Source organism: Streptomyces showdoensis (assembly GCF_039535475.1).
GTDB classification, from domain to species: Bacteria; Actinomycetota; Actinomycetes; order Streptomycetales; family Streptomycetaceae; genus Streptomyces; species Streptomyces showdoensis.
The window spans coordinates 964,566-980,952 of record NZ_BAAAXG010000026.1; the positions used below are offsets into that span (position 1 = coordinate 964,566).

Annotated in this window: 15 protein-coding genes; 10 read left to right on the top strand and 5 right to left on the bottom strand. The window is 70.3% G+C overall.

Annotation, left to right across the window (positions count from 1 at the left end; translation table 11 throughout):
- Positions 1-9: 9 nt before the first annotated feature.
- Positions 10-309, top strand: a complete 300-nt coding sequence (locus ABD981_RS17055) for a DUF6342 family protein (protein ID WP_046908864.1) — start codon at positions 10-12, stop codon at positions 307-309.
- A 537-nt stretch (positions 310-846) separates the two neighbouring features.
- Positions 847-3,033, top strand: a complete 2,187-nt coding sequence (locus ABD981_RS17060; RefSeq protein WP_165590960.1) for an alpha/beta fold hydrolase — start codon at positions 847-849, stop codon at positions 3,031-3,033.
- A gap of 215 nt (positions 3,034-3,248) precedes the next feature.
- Here ABD981_RS17060 and ABD981_RS17065 read toward each other — a convergent pair whose 3' ends face one another.
- The 3 genes from ABD981_RS17065 to ABD981_RS17075 form a co-directional block, all read right to left on the bottom strand.
- Entirely contained in the window at positions 3,249-3,716 is a 468-nt protein-coding gene (locus ABD981_RS17065; protein WP_046908862.1) for a pyridoxamine 5'-phosphate oxidase family protein, read from the bottom strand.
- A gap of 177 nt (positions 3,717-3,893) precedes the next feature.
- Positions 3,894-4,175 (bottom strand): beta/gamma crystallin domain-containing protein, encoded by a 282-nt coding sequence (locus ABD981_RS17070; protein WP_123954640.1) that lies wholly within the window; start codon positions 4,173-4,175, stop codon positions 3,894-3,896.
- Between the two features lie 261 nt (positions 4,176-4,436).
- Positions 4,437-4,883, bottom strand: coding sequence for an anthrone oxygenase family protein (locus ABD981_RS17075; protein WP_046908861.1), 447 nt, complete (start codon positions 4,881-4,883; stop codon positions 4,437-4,439).
- 95 nt (positions 4,884-4,978) lie between these two features.
- On the opposite strand from ABD981_RS17075, the gene ABD981_RS17080 reads away from it, so the two are divergent.
- From ABD981_RS17080 to ABD981_RS17090, 3 genes are all read left to right on the top strand, one after another.
- Positions 4,979-5,557: a TetR/AcrR family transcriptional regulator gene (locus ABD981_RS17080; RefSeq protein ID WP_046908860.1), complete on the top strand. Its 579-nt coding sequence runs from the start codon at positions 4,979-4,981 to the stop codon at positions 5,555-5,557.
- Positions 5,558-5,593: 36 nt separating this feature from the next.
- Positions 5,594-6,082, top strand: coding sequence for a hypothetical protein (locus tag ABD981_RS17085; protein ID WP_046908859.1), 489 nt, complete (start codon positions 5,594-5,596; stop codon positions 6,080-6,082).
- Between the two features lie 231 nt (positions 6,083-6,313).
- A complete protein-coding gene (locus tag ABD981_RS17090; RefSeq protein WP_046908858.1) occupies positions 6,314-7,621 on the top strand; it encodes a M28 family metallopeptidase in 1,308 nt (435 codons plus the stop codon).
- Positions 7,622-7,699: 78 nt separating this feature from the next.
- Here ABD981_RS17090 and ABD981_RS17095 read toward each other — a convergent pair whose 3' ends face one another.
- Both ABD981_RS17095 and ABD981_RS17100 read right to left on the bottom strand, forming a co-directional pair.
- Positions 7,700-8,896 (bottom strand): LolA family protein, encoded by a 1,197-nt coding sequence (locus ABD981_RS17095; RefSeq protein WP_046908857.1) that lies wholly within the window; start codon positions 8,894-8,896, stop codon positions 7,700-7,702.
- Positions 8,897-9,057: 161 nt separating this feature from the next.
- The gene (locus ABD981_RS17100; RefSeq protein WP_046908856.1) at positions 9,058-10,068 is read right to left on the bottom strand and encodes a polyprenyl synthetase family protein; all 1,011 of its coding nucleotides are present in this window, start codon (positions 10,066-10,068) and stop codon (positions 9,058-9,060) included.
- Between the two features lie 174 nt (positions 10,069-10,242).
- Here ABD981_RS17100 and ABD981_RS17105 point away from each other — a divergent pair, with 174 nt between their 5' ends.
- The 5 genes from ABD981_RS17105 to ABD981_RS17125 all read left to right on the top strand — a co-directional run bounded on the left by ABD981_RS17105 (position 10,243) and on the right by ABD981_RS17125 (position 16,198).
- The gene (locus ABD981_RS17105) at positions 10,243-11,748 is read left to right on the top strand and encodes a peptide MFS transporter (protein ID WP_205628200.1); all 1,506 of its coding nucleotides are present in this window, start codon (positions 10,243-10,245) and stop codon (positions 11,746-11,748) included.
- 20 nt (positions 11,749-11,768) lie between these two features.
- Positions 11,769-13,778 carry a CocE/NonD family hydrolase gene (locus ABD981_RS17110; protein ID WP_046908855.1) on the top strand — a complete coding sequence of 670 codons (2,010 nt, stop codon included), beginning with the start codon at positions 11,769-11,771 and terminating at the stop codon, positions 13,776-13,778.
- 195 nt (positions 13,779-13,973) lie between these two features.
- Positions 13,974-14,774: a cupin domain-containing protein gene (locus ABD981_RS17115; RefSeq protein ID WP_123954639.1), complete on the top strand. Its 801-nt coding sequence runs from the start codon at positions 13,974-13,976 to the stop codon at positions 14,772-14,774.
- Positions 14,775-14,858: 84 nt separating this feature from the next.
- Positions 14,859-15,422 (top strand): DJ-1/PfpI family protein, encoded by a 564-nt coding sequence (locus ABD981_RS17120; protein ID WP_046908854.1) that lies wholly within the window; start codon positions 14,859-14,861, stop codon positions 15,420-15,422.
- Positions 15,422-16,198, top strand: a complete 777-nt coding sequence (locus ABD981_RS17125) for an HAD family hydrolase (protein WP_046908853.1) — start codon at positions 15,422-15,424, stop codon at positions 16,196-16,198. The genes ABD981_RS17120 and ABD981_RS17125 overlap by 1 nt, the downstream gene beginning before the upstream one ends.
- Positions 16,199-16,387 lie beyond the last annotated feature (189 nt).

The window sequence follows — 16,387 nt, forward strand, 5'->3', positions numbered from 1 at the left end:
GGGAATCGCATGGCTGACATCGACCTCGGCGTGGCATCCGACTGGGACGAGGGGGACACCCACGGCCGCATCAGGCTGCGGGACAACCAGGTCTACCCGGGCTCACCGAAGAAGGACGTGCTCATCAGCTCCCCGGTGAGCATCGAGCTGTCCGTGAACACGAACCACTCCTCCTCGCAGGAGGCGGACAAGATCTACTTCACGACGTACCACGGCTCGACGAAGAAGATCATCGCGGTGCTCGACTCCGACGGCAACCTGCGCATCGCCGGCCGCCTGATCACCGAGCAGAAGGACCTCGGCTACTAGGCGGCACCTTCACATGATCACGACCGGTGGATCACGGGGTCGTGGTACGCCGTCATGAACTGTTCGAAGCCGACCGGGAGTTCGTCCGGCCGCTGGTGCCCGAGTCGTCGCGGGGACGCAAGCGGCCGGACGGCCTCCGGCCCGCGTCCGGCCCGCGTCAGGCCCGCGGCCGGTCCGCGTCCGGTCCGCGTCCGGTCCGATCACGTCCTGGGCGACAAGGGCTGCGGCCCGAAGGCGATCCGCGCCCGGCTCCGCCGGCGGAGCATCGCCCCCACGATTCCGGAGCGGACCCCCAGTCCTGGGAAGCCGCCGTCGCACGCGCCTCGATCCTGATGCGCGCGTGGCATGCGACGACAGAACCTGTGGACCTCCGCACCTCGAACGCGATCGAGCGGTGATCGACACATTTCCGATGTGAGGCTGAAGTCTTCGGCGGCGAGCCTTGCCCAGCAGCGGCGCAGGGGGAACCGCCTCCTGCCGGCCGCCTGGGCCGGCTCGCCTCCAGGACAGCCGAAGCCGCCGTCTCCCATCGAAGAGGTGCAGATCATCTTGCGGTATGTGACCGTCCCGTCGATCGCCGTCGGAATCAGCGTCGCCGCCTCGCTGATTTCCCTGACAGCCGCTCCCGCCGACGCGGCTTCGAGATCCACCCCGGAGCGCGTGAAGTGGGAGCTCTGCCGGGATGCCGCGGCGGACTGGAATCGCGCGGACAACCGCAGCGAATGCGCGCTCATCCCCGTCCCGGTGGACTACGCCAAGCCCACGGGCAGAACGATCGACATCGCCGTGAGCAGGGTCAAGGCCACCGGAAAGCGCACGGGCGCCCTGTTCGGCAACCCCGGGGGACCCGGCCTGGCCGGCACGCCGTCCCCGTACGGCCTGCTCAACAGCCAACTGGCGCCGATGAACACGGAGTGGGACTTCATCGGCATCGACACCCGGGGTACGGGCTACAGCGCCCAGATCTCCTGCGACACGCCCGAATTCCGGGAGGGCGAGAGCGAACGGGAGTCCTTCGAACGTCAGGCGGAGGCGAAGCGCGCCTGCATCGCCAAGGACCCGGAACTGGCGCTCTCCATCAGCATGGAGAACGCGTCACGGGACATGGACCGCGTCCGGGAGGTGCTGGGCTACCGCACGATCAACTTCTACGGAAATTCCGGCGGAACAGCGCTGGGCGCGGTCTACCGCTCCATGTTCGACAGCCGTGTCGACCGGATGTGGCTGGACTCGATCATGTCCCCGGTCGGCCAGGACGCGGCGATCACCGCGGAAGTCGCGCAGTACCACGCCGGGTACCGGCGCTTCTTCGCATGGCTGGCCGGCAAGGACGCGACGTACCGCTTCGGCAACTCGCCCAAGAAGGTCGAAGCCGCGATGAAGGCATTGCAGGCGAAGGTGGGACGGGACGAGTTCGCCCCCTTCCTCGATCCCAACCTGGAAGCCATACCGGACCGCTGGGAGCGCTCTGCCGCCAAGCTGCTGGAGCTGCGGAACGAGGGGAGGGGCAAGGTCGTCCCCCAGCGGAAGGACAGGGAGCGGAAGTCCTTCGGGTTCGGAGAGATGGGGCACAACTACGGGTTCACCCATGACGCCTTCATGTGCAACGCGAGCGCCGACGGCCGCACCTACGCCGATCTCGTCAGGATGAGGAAGGAGCGGCAGGCGAGGTACCCCTTCGCCCCGGACTTCAGCGACCAGCCCATCACCTACTGCGCCGGCTGGCCGGCGGGCAAGCCGTGGGACCTGAAGCCCGGCAAGAGCCGCCTCCAGCTGTCCGGCCACGAGTTCGAAACCGTCACGCCCTACGCGTGGGCGAAGATGATGCACAAGAAGATCGGCGGATCGCTGCTGACCGTCACGGACGCGACGCACTCCACCATGAAGTCCACCGAGCTCGCCTGCGGCTCCAAGGTGGCGGACTTCTTCCGGGACGGCACGCCGGCGAAGGGCAGCTGCCCCGGCTTCCCCGCCGATCAGACCGGTCCCGCAGGCCCCGCCGGCAACCTGGCGGGGACCGTGCGGCTCCCGAACTGCTCCGCTTCGCTGGTCCGCCCCCGCACCGCCCGCGACGAGGACAAGGCGCTGCTGCTCACGAACGGGCACTGCCACCCCGAGGGACGGCCGAAGCCGGGTGAAGTGATCACCGGAGAGGGCGCCCCGATCGAAGGCACCGTGCTGAGCCCGGCGGGCCGTGACCTCGGCCCGGTGACGGGGCGGGTCCGCTACGCGACGATGACCGGAACCGACATCACGCTGGCCCAGCTGGATTCCACGTACGCGGACATCCGGCAGAAGTACGGGATCGAGGCGTTCCCGCTGGCTTCGACCGGTCCTGTCCCCGGGCAGAAGATCAAGGTGGCGTCGAGCTTCCTGGAGAGCGTCTGGTCGTGCCAGGCCGAGGCCGTGGTGCCGACGCTCAAGGAAGGCGACTACACGTCGACCCGTGCGATCCGGTACGCGAAGGAATGCGACACCCGACCCGGAAGCTCGGGTTCGGCCGTCGTCGACGCCGAGACCCGGGAGCTCGTCGCGGTGAACAGCACCAGCAACCGTGACGGCGGGACGTGCGGGCTGAACAACCCCTGCGAGATCGACGAGACGGGCACCACGGTCCACCGGGGACGCGGATACGCCACCCAGACCGCGGCGATCGCCGCGTGCATCGGCGCCGGCAACACCGTCGACCTCGAGCGCCAGGAGTGCACCCTGCCCAAGCCCTGACGGGCGCCCGGAGCCTGGCCGACTCCTCGGGACCGAGCCGCCGGAGCCCTCGTGACGGGCCCCGGCGGCGAACCTGACGACCACGCGGCCGGGACCCTGGACCGGAGGGAACGGGACCGGAGGGAAGCGGGACCGGAGGGAACGGGACCGGAGGGAAGCGGGACCGGAGGGAAGCGGGACCGGAGGGAAGCGGGACCGGAGGGAAGCGGGACCGGCTACGCCAGCCACGCCCCGTCGCGCATCACGACCCTGCCGCGCAGTTCGGCCTCCCCGCGCCAGGCGCGCACGGTCCTCGGCGTCACGCACAGGTAGAGGTAGGGGGCGTCCGCCGTACGCGGGTCCCAGCCGCCGAACCTGTCCGCGAACGCGTCCGCGGCGTCCTGCGGGACGTCCCGCGCGGGGTAGCAGGTGGCGACCCCCTGCAGGAGCACCACGTCGTAGGCGTCCGGCAGGGCCAGCCGGACGCGGGGCTCCTTGAGCGCGTTGCGCGCGGTCGCGGAATTCGCGCCCGTACACATCCACACCGCCCGGCCGTCCCACCGGAACCACAGCGGCACCTGGTGCGGGCCGTGGTCGGGGTGGGACGTCGACACCCAGACGTCGCGCTCCGAACCGAGCCGCTCCAGGGTGTCCCGCCTGCGCTCCGCGGTGGTGCGGCGCGTGGTCTCCGTGGCTTGTCGCATGATCGCCGACCTTAGCCGGCGGGCCGGCGGAGCACATGGGGCGCGGGCCCTAGGCCCGGAGACCTACCGTGGGCCGAACCCGGTGACGCCGCTCCCCTCGCAGGGGCCGAGGAACTCGGCCGGCCCCTGCGAGGGGAGGGTCACGTCAGGACGTCAGGGTCTCGCACGATCGGACTGTCAGAGGATCTCGATGTCCCTGACCTGCGGCGGACGGTGCGGGAAGGTGATCTCGGTCCAGCGGTTGATGCGGACGGAGTCGCCGTTGACGTCGTAGTAGATGAGGTCGTTGTTGCCCGTGGAGATCTTGTCGACCCACCAGCTTCCGAAGCCGGTCCGCCCCTTGTTGGCGTAGCAGTCGACGCTCTGGCGGCCGCCGCTGTGGGACCAGATCTTCAGGAAGTTCTCGCCGCCACGGCACTCGATGTGGTCGATGGCGTAGGCGTTGCCGGGGACGGCCATGGTCAGGGATGCCGCCGCGACGAACGAGACGACAGCGGAACGAACGAACCTCGTCGAACTCAAGAGCACGATCTCTCCGTTCAGGGAATCGAGCGGGAAGGGCGTCCGGCGCGCCGCGGGCACGCCGGAATCCCGCACCGCGGACGCCGGCAGGGCGTTCGCGGTCGCACATCGAGGCTCCTACGAAGTGGATGCGACGCGCAATCAACTCACGTGCAGGCGACCGAAACTCGCACCGGTCCGTCCCGTTTCCTCAGCCCCTCAGGCGAGGGCGGCGGCCAGCAGGGCGAAGGCGCCCACGATGACGGCGACGCGGGCGTAGTGGTAGCGGTCCCAGCGGTCGCTCTGCTCCTTCCAGTCGGCGGGCCGGTTGTCGGGGGTCCAGGTCTTGCTGCGGTTGTTGATCGGGACGAGCAGCAGGACCGACATGAGCACGCTGACGACGAGCAGCGCGCCGGCGGTGACGACGAGTCCGGCCCCGCCCTGGCCCCATCCGGCGACGGCCCAGGCGGCGACGAGGAGGAGCGATCCGATGTACCAGAACGGCATGAGGGCGCCGAGCATCCGGCCGCCGTGGGCACGGGCGAGCAGGCCGCCGTCCTCCGGGAGGGCCTTGAAGATCCGGTTCATGACGAAGGCGACGGAGAACTCCACCCCCACCATCACACCGACGACCACGGTGGTGACGACCTCGAGTGCGTTGAGCATGGCGACCTGACCTCTCCCTGATCTAGCGCTGCTAGCTGATGAAGCAACGCTAGCGCTACTGCCGCTCGATTGTCTAGCGGTGCTAGCATCGAGGTATGTCGGTACAGGAACGCAAGGAACGCGAACGGGCGGACCGCGAGCGCCTCATCGTGGCGACGGCCCGTGAACTCGCCGAGCAGCAGGGCTGGGACGCGGTGACGACCCGCCGGCTGGCCGAGCGCATCGAGTACAGCCAGCCCGTCCTCTACAGCCACTTCCGCGGCAAGCGCGAGATCATCGGCGCGGTGGCCCTGGAGGGCGCCGCCGAGATGGCCGCGGCCCTGCGCGCCGCGACCGCCGCGGCCGACGGCCCGCGCGCCCGGGTCACCGCCCTGGCCCGCGCGTACCTCGCCTTCGCCGAGGACAACCCGGCGGTCTACGACGCGATGTTCCAGCTCGACGGCGGGCTGGCCTTCGCGCGGGAGGACACCCCGGAACCCCTGAAGGACGCCTTCGCCGCCCTCCTGGAAACCCTCACCGAGGTCGCCGGGCCGGGCGTCCACCCGGGCATGTTCACCGAGGTCTTCTGGTCCGCCCTCCACGGCCAGGCCACCCTGACCCGATCCCGCCGCCTCCCCCCGGAGGACACCGCCCGCCGCCTGACCCTCCTCGTGGACCGGCTCGCCGTACTCTGACGCGCGTGCACACAAGCGGGTGGACATGGGGGGGCCATGAGCGAGACGGAACTGCTGGCGCTGCTGCGCGAGCTCGACGATCCCGAGCGACTGGAGCAGCCGCGGCACTACGACCCCGCGGCGACGCGCCTCGCGTTCGGCGGCCTGGTGCGGCGGCTCGAAGCGGACTTCGGAGCTCCGTGCGATTTCGAGCGGGACACCCAGGACTCAAGCGAGTACGGACGCGTCCACGTGCCCGCCGAGGCTACGATCCGCGGGACGCGGATCGTGATCTGCGTGAGCAAGTTCGGCTCGCTCGCCGAGGTCTGCGCCGACAATCCGGGGGCGTACCTCGGCACGGACGAGGCCTGCGCGGAGGGCGTGCTGGACCCCGCCGACCTCGCCACCGTGGAGCGGGCGCTGGCCGAGCTCGGCTACGTGAGCGTCCCGGAGGAGCTGCTGGAGACCGACTACGAGGGCCCCAGCGATCTCGGCTTCTTCGCCGCGCGGCCCACCTGGTGGACGCGGTTCTTCGGCTTCATGTGAGGCGCCAACTCTCAGAGCCAAGTGGAGTGTTGGCCTCCCATGCGTGCACCCACCACCGCGTTCGCACAGCGAACACTCCTGACCGGATTCTGCTCTTGACGTGACGTCAAACTCTCGCTGAACATTCGTCACACACAGCGCAACCGCACAGCTCCAACGCCTCGTACCACCCACGGTGCGAGGCGCTCGTACGTTCCGTCCCATCCCCAGTTCGGAATCCGGAGCCCCCACATGAAACTCTCCGCGAGACTTTCCGCCGCCGTCGGAGCCTCGGCGCTCGTGCTCGGTGCCTTCGCCGGTGCCGCGCCGGTCGCGTCCGCCTCGGAGCAGGCCGTGACCCCGCCCGACATATCCGTGGCCAACGTCAAGCAGCACCTCACCGACCTCCAGTCGATCGCCACCGCCAACGGCGGCAACCGCGCCCACGGCCGTACCGGCTACAAGGCCTCGATCGACTTCGTGAAGGGCAAGCTGGACGCCGCCGGCTACACCACGACGCTCCAGACCTTCACCTACAACGGCGCCACCGGCTACAACCTGATAGCCGACTGGCCGGGCGGCGACCCGAACCAGGTCGTCATGTCCGGCTCGCACCTCGACTCGGTGACCGCCGGGCCCGGCATCAACGACAACGGCTCCGGTTCCGCGGCCATCCTGGAGACCGCGCTCGCCGTCTCCCGGGCCCAGTTCCAGCCCACCAAGCACCTGCGCTTCGGCTGGTGGGGCGCGGAGGAGCTCGGGCTCGTCGGCTCGAAGTACTACGTCAACAACCTGCCGGCCGCCGAGCGTTCGAAGATCTCGGGCTACCTGAACTTCGACATGATCGGCTCGCCGAACCCGGGCTACTTCGTCTACGACGACGACCCGACGATCGAGCAGACCTTCAAGACCTACTTCGCCGGGCTCGGCGTCCCGACGGAGATCGAGACCGAGGGCGACGGGCGTTCCGACCACGCGCCGTTCAAGAACGTCGGCATCCCGGTCGGCGGCCTGTTCTCCGGCGCCGACTACACCAAGACGGCCGCCCAGGCGCAGAAGTGGGGCGGCACCTCGGGCCAGGCGTTCGACCGCTGCTACCACTCCTCGTGCGACACGACGGCGAACATCAACGACACCGCCCTGGACCGCAACGCGGACGCCATCGCGTACGCCGTGTGGAACCTGTCGAGCGGTTCGACGACCCCGCCGACCGGGACCGTCTTCGAGAACACCGCCGACGTGTCCGTGCCGGACAACGGTGCCGCGGTGACCTCCTCGGTGACCGTCTCCGGCGTCACCGGCAACGCGCCCACCAACCTCGCGGTCGGTGTGAACATCGTCCACACCTACATCGGCGACCTCGTCGTGGACCTCATCGCCCCCGACGGCTCGGTCTACAACCTGCACAACCGCACGGGCGGCAGCGCCGACAACATCAACCAGACCTACACCGTGAACGCCTCCTCCGAGGTCGCCAACGGCGTCTGGAAGCTCCGCGTCCAGGACAAGGCGTCGGTCGACACCGGCTACATCAACTCGTTCAAGCTGACGTTCCCGTAAGACGCGCGAAAACTCCCGGGTGGGTCGGTGACCATCGCCCCCGACCCACCCGGGGTCCCAACCGTCCTACCGCTCCGGCTACTTGCCGGAGTTGGCGGCGTCCACCAGGGTCTGCGGGGTGACCGCGCCCACGTAGACCTTGCCGTCATCCGTCATCAGGGCGTTGACGATCTTCGTCTTGAAGACCGTGCCCGAGCCGAACTTCCCGCTCACCTTGTCGCCGAGCGCGTCCAGGAAGCCCCGGACCTCCTTCGGCGCCTCGTCCGTCTTGGGCGCGGGGGCGCCGGAGTCGAGCGTGGCGATGGTGGTCCAGCCCTCGCCGATGACGTTGAAGCCGCCCTTGCCGTCGGGGCCGCCCGCGCCTTCCGGAACCAGGCCGCCGAACAGGCCGCCGAACTCCTTGTCGAAGTCGCCCTTGCCGAACTCGCCCTCGGCGTCCTTGCCGGCCTTCTCGGCGGCACCCTCGGTCACCTTGGCGCCCTTCGGGGCCTTGAAGTCGAAGGCCGAGGCCTCCGGCTTGCCGAAGTCGACCTTGGTGAAGCCCGCGTCGACGACCGGCTTGCCGCCGCTGACCGAGTTGAGCGTGAACTTCAGCGGGGTGCCGTTCGCCGCGTCCACCGCGATCTTGACCGACTCGACGGTGGAGCCGGACTGCTTCGGCTTGATCACCAGCTGGTACGCGTCCCGGCCGGCCACCTTCGCGGTGCCGCCGACGGTGATGGAGGTGGTGTCGCCGGCCGCCTTCAGGACCTCGTCGGCGAGCTCCTTGGGGGTGCCGGGCAGCTTCGCGTCCTCCGGCTTGCCGCCCGCGCCCTCGCTCTTCTCGTGGAAGACCTCGTTCGACTTGCTGTCGTACGCCCAGACGTCGTTCCCGTTGTGGATCAGGCTGTACTCGTCGGAGCCGTCGAGCACGGTCAGCTTCTGCCGGTCGGGGCCGTCCGCGGCGAGCCGCAGGGTGTGCGAGCCGGACACCAGCTGGGTGAGCCGGTCCGCGGGATCGGCGGAACCGGAGCCGGAGCCGGAGCCGGAGGAGAGCAGACCCGCGACGGACGGCAGGCCCAGGTCGGTGCTGATCTTGAACGTGCCGGACAGGGCCTGCGTGTCCGAAGCCGCGATCTTCTCGATCAGCTGCTGCGCGGTGATCTCGGGCAGGTCCGGGTCACCGGACGCCGCGAGCGCGGGAACGAGGCCGATCGTGGCCGCCGCCACCCCCGCCACGGCGACCGGGACGACGTAACGGCTCGCCTTGCGCTGACGGTTTTCGTTCGTTGCCATGGTCTGCGCTACCTCCGTGGGGCACCTTGGTCGATGGATCCATCTCACCAAGCCGACGCCCCAAAATCGTCAGCCCTCGGGATCAACCCGGAGTACCTCTCCAGGATGACCCCACCCCGAGAACCCCTAGCCCTCGGAGGGGTACGGCATGGCCCGCGCGGTCACCCCGCCCGGTGCACCACCGCGTCGCACATCTCCTCCAGCGCCGACTTCGCGTAGCACTCCGGCAGCGGGGCCAGCATCGCGCGGGCCTCCTCCGCGTAGCGGACGGTGTCGCGGCGGGCCTGTTCCAGGGCGGGGTGGACGCGGAGGCGGCGGAGGGCCTCGGCGTGGCGGGCGTCGTCGGTGAGGTCGCCGTCGACGAGGGCGACCAGCTCCAGGTCCTCGGGGCGGCCCTCGGCGGCCGCGGCGGCGCGGAGGCGGAGGACGGGGAGGGTCGGGATGCCCTCGCGCAGGTCGGTGCCGGGGGTCTTGCCGGACTCGTGGGAGTCGGACGCGATGTCGAGGACGTCGTCGGCGAGCTGGAAGGCGACGCCGAGCCGCTCCCCGTACTGGGTGAGGATGTCGACGACGCTCTCGTCGGCGCCGGACATCATGGCGCCGAAGCGGCAGGAGACGGCGACGAGCGAGCCGGTCTTGCCGGAGAGCACGTCGAGGTAGTGGTCGATCGGGTCGCGGCCGTCCTGCGGGCCCGCGGTCTCCAGGATCTGGCCGGTGACCAGCCGTTCGAACGCCTCGGACTGGATGCGTACGGCCTCGGGTCCGAGGTCCGCGAGCGTGTGCGAGGCGCGGGCGAAGAGGAAGTCACCCGTGAGGACGGCGATGGAGTTGCCCCAGCGGGTGTTCGCGCTGTCGACACCGCGGCGCACGTCCGCCTCGTCCATGACGTCGTCGTGGTACAGCGTGGCGAGGTGGGTGAGCTCGACCACGACGGCCGAGGGCACGACACCCGGCGCGTAGGGGTCGCCGAACTGGGCGGCGAGCATCACGAGCAGCGGCCGGAACCGCTTGCCGCCGGCCAGCACCAGGTGCTGGGCGGCCTCCGTGATGAACGGCACGTCGCTCTTGGTGGCGTCGAGGAGGCCGGCCTCCACCGCCGCCAATCCGGTCTGGACATCGGCTTCGAGAGCCTGGTCCCGCACGCTAAGACCGAACGGCCCGACGACGGTCACGAGGGGGTCTCCTGTCTGCTGACGCCTGCTGACGCTGTCCCGATCACTCGGATTGTCGATGTGTCGGTCGATTCACTCAAGCCAGCGTATCCGGTCACGTTTCGATCACCGTGGGCGCCTTCCCGTCACCCCCGGTATGTTCGTGATCAGCTCATACGACCAGGAGTAGGCGTTTTGTCCCGAACAGCGATCGACACCGACACGAACGGCGAGCAGCCGCCGCCCGAGGACGACCACGCGTTCTTCGGGCAGCCGAGGGGGTTGCTCACCCTCTCGGGCCTGGAGGTCTGGGAGCGCTTCTCGTTCCTCGGGATGCAGGCGATCCTCGTCCTCTACTTCGCCGACACCGTCGCGCACGGCGGCATGGGCATGGACCCGGGCACGGCGGCCTCCGTCTCCGCCGCGTACGGCACCCTCGTCTACCTGGTCTCGGTGGCCGGCGGCTGGCTCGCCGACCGGATCCTCGGCTCGTACCGGGCGGTGCTCTACGGCGGCGTCCTGATCGCCTGCGGGCACTACGCGATGGCCGTGCCGACCCCGGCCATGACCTGGGTCGGGCTCGGGCTCATCAGCGCCGGCACCGGGCTGCTCAAGCCGAACGTGGCCACCATGGTCGGCAAGCTCTACCGCACCGACGACGACCGCCGCGACGCCGGTTTCGCCCTCTACTACATGGCGATCAACATCGGCGCCTTCGCCGGCCCGCTGATCACCGGCTGGCTCGGCGACCACAAGGGCTGGCACTGGGGCTTCTCCGCCGCCGCGATCGGCATGACCTTCGGCCTGATCCAGTACGTGGCGGGCCGCCGTCACCTGGCCGGGCGCAAGCACTCCGCCGAGTACGCGCTCGCCCCGGAGGCCCTGCGCCGGGCGATCCGGATCATGGTGGTCGGCGCGCTGGTCACCGCCCTCGCCGCGACCGGCCTGGCGCTCGCCGGCCGGCTCACCATGGACCGCTTCGTCGACCTGCTCACCCTGATCTCGGTGATCGCCCCGGTCGTCTACTTCTGGGTCATGTTCGCGAGCCCCCGGGTGACCGCCGAGGAGCGGGGGCGGCTCAAGCCGTACGTCGTACTCTTCCTGGCCTCGGTGGCGTTCAACTTCATCCTCTTCCAGGCGTACTCGACGATGATGCTGCTGGCCTCCACCAACGCCCGCACGACCATCCTCGGCTTCGACTTCCCGGCCAGCTGGTACGCCTCCGCCCTCGGCGCCTTCGAGGTGCTCCTGGCACCCGTGGTGGCCGCCGTCTGGGCGCGGATGGGCCCCCGCCAGCCGCACGCCTCCAACAAGATCGCCTTCGGGGTGATCCTCGGCGGCCTGTCCTTCCTCCTGATGGTCCTGCCGACCTCCGGGCACGCCGACGACACCTACCAGATGGCCGCCTGGTGGATCGTCGGCTCGTACCTGCTGCTGGGCCTCGGCGACGTGCTCCTGGAGACCTCCGGGATGTCCGCCACCAGCAAGCTCGCGCCGAAGGCCTTCGGGAGCCAGACGATGTCGCTCTGGTTCCTCTCCCTCGCGCTCGCCAACGGCATCCAGGCCCAGACCGTGAAGCTCTACGACGACGTCTCCAAGCCCGCCTACTTCGGCGTGAACGGCGCCATCGCGGTCGCCGTCGGCCTCGCCGTGATCGCCCTGGCGCCGTGGCTGCGCCGCACCATGCACCCCGTCCACTGAGGCAGCCCGAGGTGACCCCGATGAGCGAGACGCCCAAGATCCGCACCGACTTCCCGTACGAGACCCGCCACGAGGACGTCCGCATCCCCATGCCGGACGGGACGCGGCTGTACGCCCGGGTGTGGCGCCCGCTCACCGACGAGCGCGTACCGGCCCTCCTGGAGTACCTGCCGTACCGCCTCACCGACTGGACCGCGCCCCGCGACTGGCAGCGCCACCCCTGGTACGCGGGCCACGGCTACGCCTCCGTACGGGTCGACGTGCGCGGCCACGGCAACAGCGAGGGCCTGCCCGGCGACGAGTACGACGCCCTGGAGCTCGCCGACGGCGTGGCCGTCGTGAACTGGCTCGCCGCGCAGCCCTGGTGCACCGGCAAGGTCGGCATGTTCGGCATCTCCTGGGGCGGCTTCAACTCCCTGCAGATCGCCGCGCTCGCCCCCGAGCCGCTGAAGGCGGTCGTCACCGTCTGCTCGACCGACGACCGCTACGACAACGACGTGCACTACATGGGCGGCTCCGTCCTCGCCGTCGACATGCACGCCTGGGCGGCGACCATGCTCGCCTTCGTCGCCCGGCCGCCGGACCCGCGGTACGCCGGCGAGGAGTGGCGCGAGCTGTGGCTGAAGCGGCTGGACGCGGTCGAGCCGCTCGTCCACACCTGGCTCGCCCACCAGACCCGCGACGCCTACTGGCGGCACGGCAGCGTCTGCGAGGACTACTCGGCGGTCAGGGCCGCCGTGCTGGCCGTCGGCGGCTGGCACGACCCGTACCGCGACACCGTGCTCCGGCTCGTCGAGCACCTCCCCCAGGACCGGGTCCGGGGCATCGTCGGCCCCTGGTCGCACCAGTACCCGGACCGCGGGCTGCCGCCCGGCCCGGCGATCGGCTTCCTCCAGGAGACCCTGCGCTGGTGGGACCACCACCTCAAGGGCGTCGACAACGACGTGATGGCCGAGCCGCTGCTGCGCTCCTGGATCAGCGGCTCCCACCCGCCGGCCACGGTGTACGAGGAGCTGCCCGGCCGCTGGGTCGCCGACCCCTCCTGGCCCTCCCCGTACGTCACGCCGGTCCGGTACGGCTTCGCGGGCGAGCCGGTGGAGGTCGTCTCGCCCCAGCAGACGGGCCTGGACGCGGGCCGCTTCTTCCCCTTCGGCAACGACGCCGACCTACCGCCGGACCAGCGCGAGGAGGACGCCCACTCGGCCTGCTTCGACTTCCCGGTGCCGGCCGACGGCGAGCCCATCGAGATCCTGGGCCGGCCCGCCGTCGACCTCCACCTGATGACGCCCGCGCCCACCGGCCAGGTCATCGCCCGGCTCTGCGACGTCGCCCCGGACGGCTCCTCCACCCTGGTCACCCGGGGCGTGCTGAACCTCTCCGCCCGCTACGGCCGCGACCGGGCGGTGGAGGCGCAGATCGGCGAATGGGAGGGCGTCGGCTTCGAGCTCAACGCGATCGGCCACACCTTCCCGCCCGGCCACCGGGTCCGGCTCGCCGTCTCCTCCACGTACTGGCCCTGGATCTGGCCGCAGCCGGACGCCGCCGGCTTCACCCTCGACCCGGCCGGCTCCTCCCTCACCCTGCCGGTGCGCGCCCGCACCCAGGACGCCGTCGCCTTCGAGGAGCCCGAGCAGTCCGAGCCGCTGGGCGTCAGCCACCCGGCCACCCTGGAGGAGCCCCGCCCCGAGCGGCTCCTGGTCCGGGACGTCGCCAAGGGCGAGTGGCGCCTGGAGGTCGACCCGCGCTACGGCGGCACCCGCGTCTACCCCGACGGCCTGGAGTTCACCGAGGACGCCCTGGAGACGTACACGATCGCCGAGTCCGGCCCGCTGACCGCCCGCACCCGCTCCGACTGGTCGGTCCGGCTGCACCGGCCCGACATGGCCTGGGACGTCACGATCGACACCCGCTCCGAGATCCACTGCGACGCCGACTCCTTCCTGACCTCGAACGAGCTGGTCTGCAAGGAGGGCGGCGAGGTCGTGTTCCACCGCACATGGGAACGCGCCATTCCGCGCACGGCGGGCTGACGGCGCGAAAGTCGTCCGCCGTTGCGGAATGTTTAATGCCGGATTTCCCGGCGCGGAGCAGGTAATTCCAGGTGGGGCACGGTTATACCCCACCCAAGTTTTCTTATTTGAGCGACGAGCCGGGCACCTGGTTGGCTGTACATGCCGCCGGGGGGAACCGGCAGGAAATCGCCAAACGAAGAAAACGGGGGAATAATGACCGTCACTCAGGAGGCCCCGGTCGCCACAGCGACCGGGCCCGGGACCGAGGCACCTTCCCATCAGCCCGTCCGGGTGGACCCGGGCCGGGCGGACATCGCGAAGCTCCACCGGCTGCTCCAGGACGGAGCCCGCGCGTTCAACGAGCAGTTCGACGAGGACGCGCACCTGAACGACGTCATTCCGAAGCCGTGGGGTTACGAGTACCGCGCCTTCGTCGACGACTTCTTCGACCTGTGGGCGCTGCACATCGAGCCGGGCGCCGGCACCTCGGTGCACGTCCACCCGCGCAAGCTCACCTACCTCATCTGCCTCGGCGGAGTCGGCGTGACCACCGGCCTCGGCCGGGCCGACATCCCGGTCCGGGCGGGCACGATCCTGCGCATCGGCGCGGGCGCCTTCCACGGCACCCGCAACACCGGCACCGAGCCCCTCGAACTCATCGAGGTCGAGGTCCCGCGGAACAAGTTCGACCTGATCCGGCTGCGCGACGACTACAACCGGGCGGGCACCGCGTACGAGACCACCGCCCTGGAGGAGCCGCGGCACCCCATGCGGAAGGTGCCCGCGTACCCGAACACGAAGATGCGCGCGCAGACCCCGGACGGCCGGTTCCGCTTCGACCTGCGCACGGGCATGGACATCTTCTACCGCCCCAGCGACAAAGACATCTTCCACATTCCGCTCCACATCTCCGGGGTCATCGCGCGGGACGTCGAAATCCTCACCGGAAACCGCGACGACAACCGGCGGCCGCAGACGGACAAGCAGTACCTCTGCATCAGCAGGAACCACTGAGAAACCGGGCATCACGACATCGGCGCGTCAACCGAATTACGTGCCGAAAAACATTCCCGCACAGAACAGGAAAGAGGCAGAACCATGTCCCGTAGCGCCGTCATCATCACCGGCCCCGGTTTCCAGGACCACGACGTCGTCTTCACCTACTACCGGCTGCTCGAAGAGGGCTGGCACGTCGACGTCGCCACCAAGAACGGCGACGCCGTGAACGGCAAGTACGGCATCCCGCTGCCGATGGACAAGACCGCCCGCCCGCTCATCTCCTTCGAGGAGCTGACGGTCGACCAGTACGACGTCGTCATCCTCACCGGCGGCCACGAGGCCCCGGACCGGGTCCGCCAGGACCGCAACGTCCTCGACTTCGTCGCCGGCATGGACAAGGCCGGCAAGATCGTCGCCGGTCTCTGCCACGGCCCCTGGATCATGGTCTCGGCGGGCGTCCTCAAGGGCCGCAAGGCCTGCGCCTACATCGGCCTGCGCGACGACGTCATCAACGCCGGCGCGGACGTCGTGGACAGCGACGTCATCGTCGACGGCAACATCATCACCTGCTCGTACTACGGCTACATGGGCGCCTTCATGCGCTCGGTCTTCGAGACCGCCGACAAGCTCGCCGCCCAGGCCGGCGAGAAGCAGGCCGCCTGATGGCACCGCAGGACGGCGACCACCCCGCGGTGCTCGCGCTCGACTTCGACGGCGTCATCTGCGACGCCCTGGAGGAGTGCGCGCTCGTCACCTGGCTGGGCATCCACCCGCACGACACCACGGTCCCCGGACCGGCCCAGCTCGCGGCCGTGCCCGCGGAGTTCCTGGAGCGCTTCCGCAAGGTCCGGGACTACTCCCGGCTGCTCGACCACTTCGTGGTCGCGCACCTCCCGGAGGCCGCCGCCATCACCTCGCAGGCCGACTACGACCGGCTCTTCGAGGCCCTGGACCCCGCATACGTACGGAAGTTCACGCAGACGGCCACCGCCGCCCGCGACTGGTTCCGTACCCAGGAGTCCGACTTCTGGCTCGACCTGCACACGCTCTACCCCGGTCTCGACGCACTCCTGCGCCGCTTCAGCGGCTCGGTGGTCGTCGTCACCGCGAAGGACGCCGACTCCGTACGGGCCATCCTCGGCCGGCACGGGCTCGGTGACACCGTCGCCGAGATCTTCGGCGAGACCGGCGCCAAGGCCGAGGCCGTCCTGGACGTGAGCGCCCGCTGGGGAGTCCCCGCCGAGCGGATCACCTTCATCGACGACAACCTCACCAACGCGGTCCGGGTGGCCGCCACCGGGGCCCGCTCCCGGTGGGCCCAGTGGGGCTACCAGACCCCCGAGCACCGGGCCGAGGCCGAGCGCCTCGCGCTGACCCCGCTGGAGCTGGACGCGGTGGCGTCGCTGGTCCCGGCGGACACGGCCGCTGCCACGGTCTGAGACCGGCTCCGAGCTCGCGCCTCCGCGGAGGCGCGAGCTCGGAGACCTCCCTCGGAGGAACCTCTGCGGAGGCCGTCCTCCGAGGCACCCCCTCCCCCGCGCGGCCCGGGGCGCGTCCACCCGCGCACCGGGCCGCGCACCGGCCTGCCCGAAAACACCGCGCACACCGTCGGCGCCCCCGGCGCCCCC

Bases quoted from the DNA above. Each gene is read 5' to 3' on its own strand.
- ABD981_RS17110 (WP_046908855.1), top strand. From the start codon at position 11,769: ATGAGCGAGACGCCCAAGATCCGCACCGACTTCCCGTACGAGACCCGC.
- ABD981_RS17115 (WP_123954639.1), top strand. From the start codon at position 13,974: ATGACCGTCACTCAGGAGGCCCCGGTCGCCACAGCGACCGGGCCCGGG.
- ABD981_RS17070 (WP_123954640.1), bottom strand. From the start codon at position 4,175: ATGGCCGTCCCCGGCAACGCCTACGCCATCGACCACATCGAGTGCCGT.
- ABD981_RS17075 (WP_046908861.1), bottom strand. From the start codon at position 4,883: ATGCTCAACGCACTCGAGGTCGTCACCACCGTGGTCGTCGGTGTGATG.
- ABD981_RS17095 (WP_046908857.1), bottom strand. From the start codon at position 8,896: ATGGCAACGAACGAAAACCGTCAGCGCAAGGCGAGCCGTTACGTCGTC.
- ABD981_RS17080 (WP_046908860.1), top strand. From the start codon at position 4,979: ATGTCGGTACAGGAACGCAAGGAACGCGAACGGGCGGACCGCGAGCGC.
- ABD981_RS17065 (WP_046908862.1), bottom strand. From the start codon at position 3,716: ATGCGACAAGCCACGGAGACCACGCGCCGCACCACCGCGGAGCGCAGG.
- ABD981_RS17125 (WP_046908853.1), top strand. From the start codon at position 15,422: ATGGCACCGCAGGACGGCGACCACCCCGCGGTGCTCGCGCTCGACTTC.
- ABD981_RS17055 (WP_046908864.1), top strand. From the start codon at position 10: ATGGCTGACATCGACCTCGGCGTGGCATCCGACTGGGACGAGGGGGAC.
- ABD981_RS17085 (WP_046908859.1), top strand. From the start codon at position 5,594: ATGAGCGAGACGGAACTGCTGGCGCTGCTGCGCGAGCTCGACGATCCC.
- ABD981_RS17090 (WP_046908858.1), top strand. From the start codon at position 6,314: ATGAAACTCTCCGCGAGACTTTCCGCCGCCGTCGGAGCCTCGGCGCTC.
- ABD981_RS17120 (WP_046908854.1), top strand. From the start codon at position 14,859: ATGTCCCGTAGCGCCGTCATCATCACCGGCCCCGGTTTCCAGGACCAC.